The following is a 14,041-nucleotide window of genomic DNA, read 5'->3' on the forward strand; positions in this document are numbered from 1 at the left end:
ATTATACCCAAATTCTATTAAAAATAGATGCGAAATTTCAACTATGAGAAAGATTACCACACCATGCGAAGATGCATTTAAGAGTGTAGTTCCGGTATTAAGGTTAGCAATTGCTAAAAGACTCATAGAGAAAGGAGTGCCTGTAGTTAAAGCATCAAAGGAGGTAGGTATTTCAGCAACCACTTATGAAAAGCAGATAAAGATGAAAGGAGAGCAAGTCCAGAAGGTAAACAGCGATGAAGAGGTAAGTGATATGCTGGACTCCTTAGTTGGAAGAATTTTAAGTGGACAAACCGTCGAGAGCACTTCTTTCTGTATTTTATGTTCGAGGTCTAGGAGGATCTTCAATCTTCCTCCGTGTCCGAACCTTTAAATAAGAAAGAAACGGAAACTATTACTATTCCCGCTACTAAACTTATTATGAAAAAAGTCAAGGATAGAGAATAGACCACATAAATCGGGGAATCATTTATGAGTACAAATCCTACAAGCACTCCTTGCGTGTAATTATTCTTCAATAGTAATTGCGAATCGTAAAAACCCTCTCCGAAAACATAATATGTCCCGTTACTATACGTTGTGTTTATTATTTGAATGTTTACGGGGATCACTCGCAACGGCTCAGACACATTATCTTTGTATTCAAACACAAAACTGGAGTAACTAATACTAAGAGTGTAATTTCCCTCCGCTTTAATGGGTATAACACCCTTTTGGTACGAGCTCTTTGATAGGGTTAAATGCAGATATAAGAATACCAAACTTACTATAATAAAAACTAGACCGATTACTAGAAAGCTCTTTTTCACAGCGATATTTTATTATGGAGAAGAGACTATAACTTTAATCCTACTATCTTAGTGTTAAAACGCTCTATAAAACGGCATTTATTCCGGCTCAATAATCGTTAATTTGGAGGCTGGTGGGAAAACCTACCTAGCTTTGGCTTTTTGCATCTCCTTAACAGTCCTCATGATTACAGAAACGGGGGGTTAAGGGGGCGGAAAGCCTCGCCAGCGGAGATGGATAACCCCCTTATATTTAAATATTTCTTTTTCTAATGCTTTGTGGGCTACTTCAGAATTATACAAAAAATTAATAAATAATTACGAGTATTACCCATGGTAAAGAGTGAGTACAAGAGGGATTGGCACAAGTACGACGAGAACGTTATAATGAGATATACCCTTATGTTTCCCTTCTACGTCTTCGAACACTGGTTTACTTGAAGAGGAGAATAGATATGCAAAGAAAACCTACAAGGCACCAAAGGAGTTCAACGAATTCCTAGCATTCCTCCACTTGTTCTTACCTTATAGGGCTATTGAAGGAGTATTGAGAGCACTAGAGAGACTGAAAATCATCCCAACAAGCCTAGACTACTCAACAGTGAGGAAAGAGTAAGAAACATGAACATAAAATTCGAGTTAAATGACCAACTTGAAGTAATAGCAGACGCGACGAGAATAAGCACAAACAAGGGAGGACAATACTATAGCAAAATGGGGTAAAACCAAGGACTCAAAATTCCTCAAGATCGAAATAGTAATGGATAAAGACCAATTCAACATAATAAACGCCGAAGTAACCAGCAACGAGGTTGAGACTGCAGTCAAGACAGTTAAGGATTTACAAGATAAGGGAAAAAAGGTCAAGAAGTTTTATGGAAAGCTTATGATGCTAATGAGGTTTACAAGACCGGGGTTGAGGTCGTTGTCCCACCTAGGAAGAACGCTTCTACTAGGCGCGGCCATCCTGCTAGGCTGTAAGGGAGTTCAAGAGGTTATAATCGTTGGAGGGAGGAGAAGGGTTATGGTGTTAGGTGGAGGATTGAGTCCCTATTCTCAGCTGTACTTTTGGGGAATCTGTTAGGGCTACAAGGCACTACATGCTGACGCCTCTAACAAACCTATGGGGATAACGAGTCTAGCGCGTCTCCCACGTCGAAGTCCTTGGCATTAACTTCCTTACCCCTAGGAATCCTAAAACTCTTCTTGACAACTCCCTTGTAAACACCGTCCCTTATAACATGATAACAAATGCTTGCAAGCTTTCCGGCAAGAGCACAAGTAGCTTGAGTAACACTCTTCCCCCTAGTGATAAGCCTCTCATAATACCCTTTAAAAGGCTCAAGACCCCTAGCAACCTTGGCAACCAAGTAGAGAGCTCTAGGCAAATACTTATTACCCCTAATCATACCGGAGTGAGACTCGCTATCACCACTCTGCTTAGTTTTGGGTGCAAAGCCTGCATAAGCCCTAGCAGCCTTAGAACTGGAAAAACGGGAAACATCACCGAACTCAGCGTAAATAGTTGTAGCACTAATTAAACCAATCCCGGGGATCTTACTCAACTCAATTACTGGTTTTGGAATTTTGGAATTTATCATATTCTCAACTTCCTTAATCATTTTCTCCAAGTTTTTTAATAGTTCAACTAATTGTTTTAACGCTAGTTTTTCCGCGTCGTTTAAGTTTCTCCCTAGTTTTTCTTTTAGTTCTTCCTTCTCTTCTTTGCTTAGTTCTTCCCCCTTTACTAGCTTTTCAAGTAGTTTTCTTCCTTTCTTGTCGAATGGTTGTATTTTATATCCCGCGAATTCTAACATTTTCCTTATCTCGTTCTTTACTTGTGTTGTCTTCTCTACTAGGCTTTCTCTGTATCTCGTTAGTTCTCTTAGTTCCATTATTTCTCCTGTTGGTATGATCCCTTGATTACTCTGGTCATGTGTGCTACTAGTAACCTTTGTGCGTCGAGTTTGTCTGTCTTTTTCCCTAGTATTTCTGTTAGGTGTAGTGGGTTTATTACTGTTACTTTGTATCCTTTTTCCGTTAGTTTTTCGTGTAGGTAGAAGTAATATATTCCGGTTGCCTCTATTATTCCTTCCTTATATTCTCCTAGGAATTTAATTAGTTCTTCTATTCCCTCGTTGTCGTAGTTGAATTCCTTTACCTCCTTGACGTATACTGCTGATTTTTCTTGTTCTATTACTAGTTCTCCCTTTGCTGCTGTTAGTTTGCTTTGTGAAATATCGATTGCGAAGGCCTTGTTTGTAACTTTTAATTCCATGGTTGAATTTTATTCGTTTCTCGAGATATTTTTTGTTCTCATAATACTTTGTTTTCTTTGCATAGTGTTAAGTGTTTCAGCCCCTAGAGTATTTTGTTACAACCTCCTACTCGGGGTTTTTATCCCCTCTTGTTAGATCGTTCTAGGGGCTTCACAGCTAGCCTCGTGGATGGGGTTTTATCCCCATGTTCTCTATGAGCTTATGTTGTTTTTCTCCTTACTTGTTTATTTCCTTTTCTCTTGTAATACTTGGTTTTATTCATTCTCTTGTTTTGCGTGGATTGCCCGTAGGAGTTTTTTAGGACAAGTGATTGAGGCTAAGCTCAAGTTCTGGGCTTATGCATGGATGGTCCACTTGGCTAATTCTTTAGTTGGTGGAGCTCCGGGTATTAAGGTGTGAGCTCGCGAATGACGTTGAAATATTAACTACTGAAAAATCCTCAGTGTATCGTATCATGTTTATGAAATAAATTGAAGAGATCCACAAAGCAGATCTACTGTGAAGGGTGTGGGTTTTCCCGCTCGCCGGTGATAACTTGATGTCCAGTTGCTTTGCATCTTCAATCATCTTTCTTGTTATTTTTACTCTTCGCCAGTCGTCTCTGGTTATTTTATGCTTCTTAATGAACCTTTCAACATCCAAAAAACATCACTTGTTAATATTCCTCAGAAACATTAACTTTTCAGGTGCTTTTAACACCCAAAACAGCTGTTTTCAGCCTTCAGACATTTGCGATGGTTCTGCGTGCAGAAAAACGCCAAAATTCGCCTTTGAGAACCATATAGTGTAAAATGCTTTCACATTTGAAGAGCCGAGGGGATTCGCCATTAGCGGAGATCCACGAGAACGAGATCCTCACATCGTCTGCTAGCCGCTCTTTTAGCTTCTCACAACTCGGTCTGGGTGAAATCCACGTTCCCTGGCTCCCATCATAGTACGAGCAGAACAATTGATATGTATTCACGGCTTCCCCCTCTGATAGTGAAATCTCAAGATCGATCCCCGCCGAGGATTTCCCAAGATCGTGCAGATAGTTGCGCAGCTCGGTCTCTTGAATACCCCCTTCTAGGCCGACCGCCGCTCTCAGGAGGCACAGCGCCCTGATCATGTTCGTCTTCCCGGAGCCGTTCGGGCCGACGATCAGCGTCCTCCTCCCCAGCTCGATCCAGCCCGAGTCCTCGTAGGTCAGGAGGTTGCGGATCCTCAGCCTACTTATTATTTGCGGCACGTATGAAGAGGGATGCACGCGCTGAAAAGGTTTGTCGCGGAGGGCGCTTGAGGCATCCGCGCCATCCATATCCGCCGCCTGCAATCTGGCGCTCCGCCTTGCGGCGGTCTCCATGGATCCCCACGGATACCAGATCGCCGTGTGCGGCGGCAGACAACGAGAAATATGAGATATCACCGGAATAAGCCTAAAGTATGGCTGAACGTGGTAGTAAGTCCGAGTGCTGTGATAAATCCGGATGCGGCGATACCTATCAGCTGATCCGCGGCCTGAACATGGTGCTCGTGGGCATAGTTGCCTCATACTTTCTCGAGGTTATGAGGGCGTCAGAGGGCGCGGCCCCCATCTACGTCCTGAAGGGTCCGGGCAGCCCCTACTTCACGAGCACCCTCGGAGCCTCGGTGGTCATCGTGGGTTCCGTGGTGCTCATCCCGATGTTCTGGGACAAGTACTTTCCCATGCTTCGCGACGGCAACTCCTGCAAGCTGCCGCTGGAGGTCATATATTCATTTGTGGGCCTGCTCCTCCCATTGTCCGCCCTATTGGTCGTGATGGGCCCATTCGAGTGGCACGGCGCCCTCGGGCTCAGGGCGCGCTACGTAGCAGCTATATACATATCCGCGGCCCTGCCGACCGTTGCGTTGAGGCTTCACCCGGAAAGGCAGCAATGCCCGAAGGCCCTGCCGCCGCGCGGGCGGTGAAGGGCCACCGGATGGAAGCCTCGCGGTCGGGGGCCGCGAGCCTAATAATCGCGGACGTGCCATCCTGGGCATGCACGTGACCAAGCTGGGGCTCGAGAACTTCCTGTCGTTCGATGAGGGTGAGCTGGAGCTCGGCGACCTCACGATATTGGTAAGGCCCAACGGGGCCGTTCCAATAGAGTGATTTTAAATCCATAATAATAATAATAAAATAAAAAAAAAGATTTATGCGTTCACCGATTCCACAGATTCGCCAAAGACGTCGGATACTGGCCGTTTGCTATTGCCTTTGGTTTCTCTATCTTAACTACGTTGACCATCGTATCGAAATACACTGTCTGGTAGCTGATCGGATCCGTTAGCGGCACGCCGACGTTGTACTTGTCAGGCAGCATCAAAGGATTTGCTTGCAGGCCCCTTCTACGCCTCGGGTCAGCCTTTATCGTCACGCCGTCTATCACCGCATCCGAGGCTCCCCATCCCCAGTGCATGTAGTCTATTACCACGCTCACCACCCCAGGGCGTACGGCCGGTGTTATCAGCACAGGCCCCTCGATGTACATCTTCCCGAGCGGCCCCAGGTCGAGCTCGCCCGACGTGAGTGATGGACTTTCCAATCTAACGAAGTCACCATTCTTGAGACCGAGGCTCTTGGCGTCCTCCGGGTTCATGACCACGTAGGGATACGGCAGGAGCGATAACTGGGACCAGTACTCCACTATGGTGCGCTTGGCGATGAATACCGGCTTGAAGGTATGTAGACGGTACGTGTAGCCCGTCTGATCAATCGGAGTGCCGTCCGCGTATGTCGGCGGGTAGTACTTCGGAATTCCGGAGTAGTATTGGCCGGTCACGCTGTCCTTGGTCATGGCGAGGGCCTCGTTGAATACGTTCCACAGCCCTGGGTATCTAGCTGCCTTTATGTACTCTCCCTCATACGACTTGCTCAGCGGCGCTGCGCGTCCGCCCCTGTTGAGCACGTACACTACCTTGGGCCACCAGGGACCCACGGCCTCCTGCCACTTCTGTGGGTCGAACATGCTCGGCGGCAGATGCCTACGCGCTTTGATGAACAGCTCCATCTCCTCGTCGTCCGCATCGGGCACCTCATCGCCGGGCGCGCTCCCAGCGGCCACGTTGGCCACTTCCTTGAGGTGGAAGTGCTCCGGCCTCGTGAAGGGAACGCCAGGGCCGAATCCATCAGGCCCGAACCCGGGCAGGTTCATCTTCTCCGCGATGGCCAGCAGCACGGCCTCCATGCTTATCGGCATCTGCTCGCCGTAGACCGTGACCGTCTCGGTCATGGGAGGGGCGGCCGGCTGCCTCACGACGGCGAACTTGCTTACCGAGCTCATGCCCTGAGGCGACGGAGACTCCACCATCCACTGCTCTAGGTATGTCACGTCAGGGAAGATGTAGTCTGCGAATACTGATGTGTCCCCTATGGTCGTGTCTATCGCTATTATGAGCGGGATCGTGTCGAGGTCGAGGAGTGCTTTTATTTGCTCTTGGTTCGCAGGAATTAGGTTGGCCGCATTGTTGGCGTACAAGATGGCGATCTTGATGGGATAGGGATATTTGGCTTTGGCGGCGGGCAGAATTTCCTGGTAGCCGCCTACAAGCGTGGGGCTGGCCCAACCGAACGGGAACCACGAACGCTTAGCGGGGTAGCCTTGCTCCTTGTTCAGGGTCGTCATCTCATACAGGTAGCCGGCCCTCATGATGCTGACCCCGAAGGGCGTCAGCCCGTTCGGGACCTTCATGACGTCGAACGCGCGGCCGGATGCCGTCGGCCAGCCCGCGGCCCCTACGGTCAGTCCGCCCTTGAAGTCGGGGTTGCCTATCAGCACGTTGAGGAGCTGTATGGCCATACCCGCGTAGGTTCCGTTGTAGTGGGCTATCGGTCCTCTGTACACGTCCACGGCAGCCTTATGGCCGTGGCTCGTGAACTCCCTCGCCACGTCCTCCACATCGGCGGGGTTCACCCCGGCCAGCTGGCACCACTCATCGAAGCTCTTGGAAGATGCCTCCTCCCAAAGTAACTGGAAGGCGGACTTGACCCTTATCCCGTTTATGGTTGTGTCCACGAACAAATCGCCTACAACGGGGTTCTCGGCGTCGTAGGGGTTGAACGCCACAGGTTGTCCGTTGACCATGGCCACGAAGTAGTCGTATGGGTTGGCCCCGCTCGGCACCTGAAGCCCCAGATCCGCGGCGCGCACGAATCTGCTGGCCCTCCCGTCGGGCTCTATCTTCACGAGCCACGTGGCGTTGGTCCAGTCCAGGGAGCCGTTCTGCTGGGCCGCGGCCTTGTTTGCCGCGCTGAGGAACACGGCGTCGTAGCGCTTGTTCTCAATTATCCACCTTATCATCGCCATCGCGAGGGGCAGATCCCCTCCCGGCTTCACCGGGATCCACTTCCAGGCCTTCGCGGCCGCCTTGCTGTACCTCGGATCGATCACCGCCAGCTTCAGGCGCCCGGTGACCAGGCCTTCGGTTATCAGCTCCGTGACATTGACCGGACCGAAGCTCGCCTCGAACGGGCTGGTGCCCCAGGCTATGACGAACTCGGCGTCGGCGTAGTCGGGCTTAGCGGTGGCCGGCCCTGGGAGCCATCCGTGGATGGGCTGCCCGGGGCCGATGCCGGTCTTGTCCCACCCGACGTATTGGGCCGTAACCAGCTTGACGGACACGTGGTGCGCTATCTCGCAGACCGAAAGGTGATCCAAGACGTTGACGGAGCCCAGGGAGTACTTGGTGAACCTAATTGCGAGGTCGTACCTGCTGCCCTCGATGCGGCTGGCGAAGAATATGAACTGGTTGTTCTTGGGGCCCAGGTCCGGATGGTCGGGATCGATGAGGACGTCGAGGTGATCCTTGTACTTGGCCTTGAACTCTTCCACGGTCATCTGCCCCATCATTATCTTCTCCACGTCTGCCGCCATCGAGGCTGCGAGCTGGGGGTCCCTCAGCTTTATCACGTCCTTGAGCCCCTCGACGTACCTGTTCTCCTCGCCCGGCACATCCTTGAATAGATAGCCGCCGTTCACTATTTCCTCTATTGCCTGCTCGAACGGGATGGAGATCCACTTATTGGAGCCCCTGGGACCTGCGCGCTTCAGAACCTTCACAACCCTATAGGGGTCGGCGTAGTCCTGAATACCGGCCTGGCCCTTGGGGCAGACTTTGCCGTCAATGAGCACCGCGTTCGTGGGGGAGGTTTCGTACGGGAGCCAAGGATACATGTTCGTCGGTATGTAGGGATTCCCGTCGATCTTGACTGGATACCCCTTCCCGTTCTCATATTGGATCTTCACCTTTATACCGCAGTTGTTATGGCACATGAAGCAGGCAGAGTAAATTACGTTCTCCGGGTGCGCGAGCTGGTATACATTATAGTCGTTGTAGAAGACATGGGATCCCGAGCGTTCGCTGGTCGAGCCGTTGGGCGGGACCGGAGGGGATTCCTCCGCGGAGAGCAGCGATGAGAACACCGCCGCGCCGCCGAGCAGCGCGGCCGACTTCAGGAATTCCCTCCTCCCCTCGTCCGTCCCCGCCCTTTCCCTCCTGGTCTCGTTCCCGCTCATTGCACCCACGCTCCATCGGCCATCGGCGCTTCTTCCTCCTCCATCAGGGGCTCGGTAAGGCCTATGTAGTAAACTTTCGGCTCGGTGCCGAGTTCCTCCTTAAGCCTGGACACGCCCTGCTCGCGAAGCAGCTTCGAGACGAGGCTGTCCGGGTCGTTGAGATCGCCGAAGTAGGTCGCCCTGCCGATGCAGGTCGTGACGCACGCCGGCAACATCCCGGACTCGAGCCTGTGAATGCAGAAGTGGCACTTGCGCGTGTTGAACTTCGGCGACTTCCTGCTGTCCACCGGACGATCCCATTTGTCAACGCCGTACTCGAACGACGTCCAAATATCGTAGTACTCGATCGCGGGCGTCCCGTCAGTGTAGTTAAGGCCCCAGTCGAAGGTCCTGGCCTGGTAGGGGCAGGTGGTGATGCAGTATCTACAGCCTATGCATACATCGTAATCGATCGCGATTACGCCATCGGGCCTCTTGAACGTGGCACCCACGGGGCAGACTTTGACGCATGGCGGGTTTTCGCACTGCATACAGGGCCTCGGAAGGAAGGTCGCCGACAGGTTCGGATAGTCGCCGTGCACGGCCACCACAACCGGCCTGTACACGACTCCGGGGGGCTCCTTGTTCTCGACTTTGCACGCCACGGTGCACGCAGAGCAACCCACGCACTTGCGCGTGTCGATGACCATCCCCCACTTACGCTGGTTCGCGGGCTTGGCGAGGGCGCGCTTCAGATCCTCCATCATCTGATAAATTGGGTTCTGCTCATCGTACCCGGGCGGAACCTGTATCGTCGGCTGGCCCGGCAACCACGTGTACGGCTGCGACCAGCTCTCGTCCTCGGAATTCGTCTCCGCGACGGCCACCTGCGCGGCCTGCGCAACTAGCGGGGAAACCTCGACGACCCCTTCGTTGGCGGTCTTCACCAGTTTATTCTCTTCCACGAAGTTGGGTCTCTCCGCCCCCTCCCTGCGAGCCAGGTCTTCTATTATCCCGGTGCTGACCGCTATCAGCCTCTCGCGCTCCCTGGCTATGAGGGCCCTCGCCGCCTGCCTGCTGTACGCCAGCGCAGATGATGCCGCCTTGGTCAGGGCACCCCACTTGGTGGAAAGGGCCACTAAGAATCCGGCCGCCGCCAAGCTGACGGACCTCAGAAACCCCCTCCTCTCCATCAGCTTAGGCTCGCCCGCATCACCGCTGATGGGACCCATCGATCCCCCGCGCCCCTGCTCAGGCATCGTGGGAGCCGCTGCCCGCGGCACGAGCGGCAGGATGCGATAGCCGAGATACAGTAACCCGATGCCGAATGCCACCATGAACATGACCACTTCCCATTCGTGGATGCTCGGGGTGTACGTGTCAATGAGCCTGGGATCGATGTAGGCGGACTGCAGTCCCGGAATTTCCGGTACACTGTATGCCGGGATGACCTCAACGAGGCGGACCGCGAAATAGAAGATACCTGCGAACGCGCCGCCGATGCCTACGAGTACGGGCCTATCCCTGAACCGGCTGCTGAGGAGGATCCCGGGGACGATGAACCCCAGCAGGACCTCGAAGATCCAGAAGACATACCAGTACTGCCCGAACAGGACCTCGTTCGTAATGGCCGTGCCGGTGGGGTCTGTTCCGTACCAGATGGGAACTACGAGGTCGGAGACTATGAGCACGGCGTTCCCGATGAGGAGCCAGTAGACGATCCTCCCCAGATACGCGATCATCTCCCTGAACTCCTCATCCTTCCTCGGCCATAGGGCCATGAGGATTACTATGAAGAGTGCCGCCCCGGAATACAGCGCTCCGGCTACAAATACTATCGGAAATAGTGGACCGGTCCACCAGGGCTTGGAGAAGTACACGGTGCCCAATAGAGCTCCAACTCCGCCGTGGAACAGCAGCGCGATGATGAGGCCAAACGCCCCCAAATATAGGAAGGACCTGCGAATCAACCTCGCGCTCCTCTCCAGGCTCTCCGGAGAGCCGGCTCTCGGGTGCAGCAATCTGGATATCAATTTCTTTATACGAGCGCTTCCGCCGAGCGAGTCGAAGCGGCCCTCTATCAAGTCGAGGCGGAACGATAGCAGGAGCTCCACTATGAGGAGCACGAAGTATATAACGTATACCGTCACTACGTCGGCCATCACTGAGTGGTATTGGGGCCGAGTGAGCACCTCGATCGCGCGTTCTGGGTGCCCGAGATCGAGGACTATCGTGAAAATGGCCATGATCAACAGTACGAGGGCGCTGTAAAGGGATAGCTTCACCGTGGGCTCCAGCTTTTTCGTACCCAATACGTTCACGATCACGGAGATCAAGAACGCGCCAGCGGAGGCACCTATGAAATACATGTATGTCGGGACGTACAGCCCCCATACCACGTAACTCGTCGCGTTGGTCAAGTCCACTGGTGAGGTCAGTTCCTCGTACACCGCTATGGCGCCGACGATGAAGGCGACAGACCACATTGCGAACAATCCGACCTTCAGGGAACTGACGCCGCGATGGAGCCGCGACGTCCTTTGCCCTTTGCTATTTTCAGAATTCAACATTCTCACACCCCTCTATAAAGTAATATATTTGAAATGATAATTTTAAACTTATCGGAACTGACGCCGCGATGGAGCCGCGACGTCCTTTGCCCTTTGCTATTTTCAGAATTCAACATTCTCACACCCCTCTATAAAATGATATTTCAAGGAAACAAGTGACTTGCTTACCGTCTAACCCCTACTATTTAGCGCCCAAAGTAACGCTTTTTGTTTAAACGCCGTTCTCTTTGTTTCATCATCATTACCCCTAAAACTTTTCAACAGATACTTTAACAAATATCTAATAGCCCTTTGTCATTAGTGATACGTTTTACATTAATTTGAGTTCCCAATCCATAATGATTTTCCCAAAGTTCACGTATCCACTCTACATGAACAAAATCAACACCAAACAGCATGATGTGCAGATGTGGATTACCCGATTTCTGAAACTCTACGACCCTTACATAGCTTATGAAGTTAGGATATCGCTTTCTTATGGCTGTAACGATTTTGTTCCATCCTTCTATCATACTTGTGTATGCTTGATGCAAACTTGAGAATCTGTTAGGGTTCAACGTCAACGTAAGGAAGATGCCTTCCGTATAGCCTATCTTCTTCCATTTCCGCGCGATTCTCTTAGCATATTCATCATCAAAGCGTGTTTTATAAGGCAGATACTTTATCTTTTGATGTTCATGGTTTATCAAAACAAGCGTCTTATTCGTAACATCCTCCATATACCTTTTAGCATGCGCCTCTACTTCATCAGCGCTTCCCCACGGTTTATCATAACCAAATATACTTGGTCTACGCACAACACGATTGGCTTCTAAAAACAACGGGTGCTTTTTAGCGTAAGATTTATCAGGCGCCCCACATATTATATTTCGCTCATCATCGAGGTCCATATGTGGGGATAATTATCCCCCCACATATATCGTTTTCGAAATTAAACTCATACACGGGTAAAAGTAAACTGAAATTGAACAAATTGAAGTAAAAGTAAAGTAAAAGTAAACTGTTTACTTTTCTCACGCAGTTTACTTTTCCGCTCTTCATCGAAAACCGGAAAACCTAAGGAAGACCTAAAGAAAAATTCCGCACTCACATGATGTGTGAAAAACACACGGCTTAACACAAGCAATCCTTTAAAGCTAATCATAATCGGAAATAAAACAGACACGAAACAAAAACAAAAACCAACCCAAAAACAAATCAGGTATCAAAACCAAAATAAACCAAAAACTCAAAATACGGAAAAACCCACACATTCCCTCGGAAAAACACCCAAAAAAGTCCAAAACTCCCTGTTTTCAGTTTGAGTCGGTCTATTGGATACTGAAATTAAACTTATTTTGCGCATATTTGTTTGCTATTTTACACATTTGCACAATCAAGCGCTATTGTACGAGGACTGCTAATCACGGCAATTTATTGCGTGCATCTTGTTCCTCAATTCTAGTGATGATAATTCCATGTTAAACCTGCCAAACTGCCAACACGGCGGCTAGATGAATGATTTTGAAGAAACTTAAGACTGATTAGGGTTAACTAGAATATAGTTTTATTGAATCTTTATGTATACAGCAAGATTCATATTGAGCCGTTGACGCTGGACCGAGTCGGCAGGTTGAGTGTTATATTGAGAGCAACGATGTGATTAGGTGTATACATATGTATACTTATAGACACAGTTGCCCCGCGCCGAATCGGACTAGGCGCGCGATTCACCTACATGTGGAATTCTCCTCCCGGGACGGTAGACCCAAAATCATATTAGAAAAAATATTTCTGGTAGGATAATATCTAATCCGTGAAAGATAAAGAAATTTATAAGAGTGTAAAGAATTGAAGAAAGGGTTTAAGGTGAGGGAGACATAGTATTACCAAGTGAGATAGGAAGATGGTGATACCCGGTCTCCCTCACCCAAATAACATTCAACAAATAGGATATAAATTACTTTCCATGCTTTAAGGGAAAGGAGATGAAGTAGCAAAAAACCCTCATCTCTGCTTGTTTGTGGAACGATTCAGTAGAGAACAAGTCCGGAGCGTATGACGTATCCCCACAGACCGTGAGAAATTACATAGAGAAACAAGGGACGGAAGAGATTGAAAAACTATTGGAAAATGCTAGGAAAATATCATTAGAAGTACTGAAAGGGGTAAAAGAGATAGATCTATTTTCAATAGACTTACAACAAAGACGTGGTACGGGAAACCGGTGAAAGGACTTGGGAGCTCTGAAAAAGGAAGCTCTTGGAACTACGCAACTACCAAGTAGGGAGAGTACTTTTACTTGCCTGCAAGTGAGCGGTATGACTAAGGAAGAGATAGTGAAAAACCTCGTGGAGCAAGTTGTCGCAATGGGGTTCAAGATAAGGTTGATAACTCTTGATGCTGGTTTCTACACTGTCGACGTGCTCAACTTCATTTCACAGTTTAATTACATAGTTGCCGTCCCAGTTGGGGATGTGAAGGTGTTTGAAGAGTTTGACGGGGGACTACATGACTAATAGTAAGAGGCATAGGAGGGATGAGCAAGTTAAGTTCAGACTTCTCGTGTATACCAAGGAGAAGGTTAGGAGAAAGAAGAAGAGGCTTGTTTATTTTGCTAGGGCTACTAACCTCGATCTGCCCAAGAGGGAAGTGTTAGATTTGTACAATAAGGTGAGAGGTCCTATAGAGACTTCTTATAGGAACATTAAGGCTTTTCTCCCATTTACTATCTACTAAGTTTGTTTTCCGCATATTGATCTTTGTGCTGGCAATCATACTCTACTCCTTATTCAAGGGGGAGGTGGGGAGAGAGGAGTTTAGATTATTATTAATTCTTTTATTTCCAGATTTATTCAATCCGGAGAATTTTACAATTAATCTAGTGGAAACACTTATTTACACTATAGATTTATTTTTAAGGAGGTGAT

7 protein-coding genes and 4 pseudogenes are annotated in these 14,041 nt (G+C 49.5%); 5 read left to right on the forward strand and 6 right to left on the reverse strand.

What is annotated here, in order from left to right:
* Positions 1-43: 43 nt before the first annotated feature.
* Positions 44-373: a transcriptional regulator gene (locus WIW72_RS10485; RefSeq protein WP_337699144.1), complete on the forward strand. Its 330-nt coding sequence runs from the start codon at positions 44-46 to the stop codon at positions 371-373.
* Here WIW72_RS10485 and WIW72_RS10490 read toward each other — a convergent pair.
* On the reverse strand, positions 345-809 hold the full coding sequence (locus WIW72_RS10490; protein ID WP_337699142.1) for a hypothetical protein: 465 nt from the start codon (positions 807-809) through the stop codon (positions 345-347). The genes WIW72_RS10485 and WIW72_RS10490 overlap by 29 nt on opposite strands.
* 312 nt (positions 810-1,121) lie before the next feature.
* Here WIW72_RS10490 and WIW72_RS10495 point away from each other — a divergent pair.
* A pseudogene (locus tag WIW72_RS10495) lies at positions 1,122-1,921 on the forward strand (transposase).
* Here WIW72_RS10495 and WIW72_RS10500 read toward each other — a convergent pair.
* Positions 1,910-3,066 (reverse strand): annotated as a pseudogene (locus WIW72_RS10500) (IS110 family transposase). The pseudogenes WIW72_RS10495 and WIW72_RS10500 overlap by 12 nt on opposite strands.
* A gap of 292 nt (positions 3,067-3,358) precedes the next feature.
* Between WIW72_RS10500 and WIW72_RS10505 the strand changes: the two are divergent.
* A pseudogene (locus WIW72_RS10505) lies at positions 3,359-3,466 on the forward strand (IS5/IS1182 family transposase); the annotation flags it as partial.
* 322 nt (positions 3,467-3,788) lie between these two features.
* Here the strand turns inward: WIW72_RS10505 and WIW72_RS10510 are convergent.
* Positions 3,789-4,379 carry an AAA family ATPase gene (locus tag WIW72_RS10510; protein WP_337702656.1) on the reverse strand — a complete coding sequence of 197 codons (591 nt, stop codon included), beginning with the start codon at positions 4,377-4,379 and terminating at the stop codon, positions 3,789-3,791.
* Positions 4,380-4,489: 110 nt separating this feature from the next.
* Here WIW72_RS10510 and WIW72_RS10515 point away from each other — a divergent pair, with 110 nt between their 5' ends.
* Entirely contained in the window at positions 4,490-4,996 is a 507-nt protein-coding gene (locus tag WIW72_RS10515; RefSeq protein WP_337702658.1) for a hypothetical protein, read from the forward strand.
* Positions 4,997-5,229: 233 nt separating this feature from the next.
* On the opposite strand, the gene WIW72_RS10520 is transcribed toward WIW72_RS10515, so the two are convergent.
* The 3 genes from WIW72_RS10520 to WIW72_RS10530 all read right to left on the reverse strand — a co-directional run bounded on the left by WIW72_RS10520 (position 5,230) and on the right by WIW72_RS10530 (position 12,022).
* Positions 5,230-8,583, reverse strand: coding sequence for a molybdopterin-dependent oxidoreductase (locus WIW72_RS10520; protein WP_337721441.1), 3,354 nt, complete (start codon positions 8,581-8,583; stop codon positions 5,230-5,232).
* Complete coding sequence (gene nrfD, locus WIW72_RS10525) at positions 8,580-11,048, reverse strand: NrfD/PsrC family molybdoenzyme membrane anchor subunit (RefSeq protein WP_337702662.1); 2,469 nt, start codon at positions 11,046-11,048, stop codon at positions 8,580-8,582. Before nrfD ends, WIW72_RS10520 begins: the two co-directional genes overlap by 4 nt.
* 353 nt (positions 11,049-11,401) lie before the next feature.
* Positions 11,402-12,022 carry a rolling circle replication-associated protein gene (locus WIW72_RS10530; RefSeq protein WP_337702664.1) on the reverse strand — a complete coding sequence of 207 codons (621 nt, stop codon included), beginning with the start codon at positions 12,020-12,022 and terminating at the stop codon, positions 11,402-11,404.
* Positions 12,023-13,017: 995 nt separating this feature from the next.
* Here WIW72_RS10530 and WIW72_RS10535 point away from each other — a divergent pair.
* A pseudogene (locus WIW72_RS10535) lies at positions 13,018-14,040 on the forward strand (ISH3 family transposase).
* The last annotated feature ends 1 nt before the right edge of the window (position 14,041 follow it).

Source organism: Stygiolobus sp. CP859M, assembly GCF_037389975.1.
Taxonomy (GTDB): Archaea; Thermoproteota; Thermoprotei_A; order Sulfolobales; family Sulfolobaceae; genus Stygiolobus.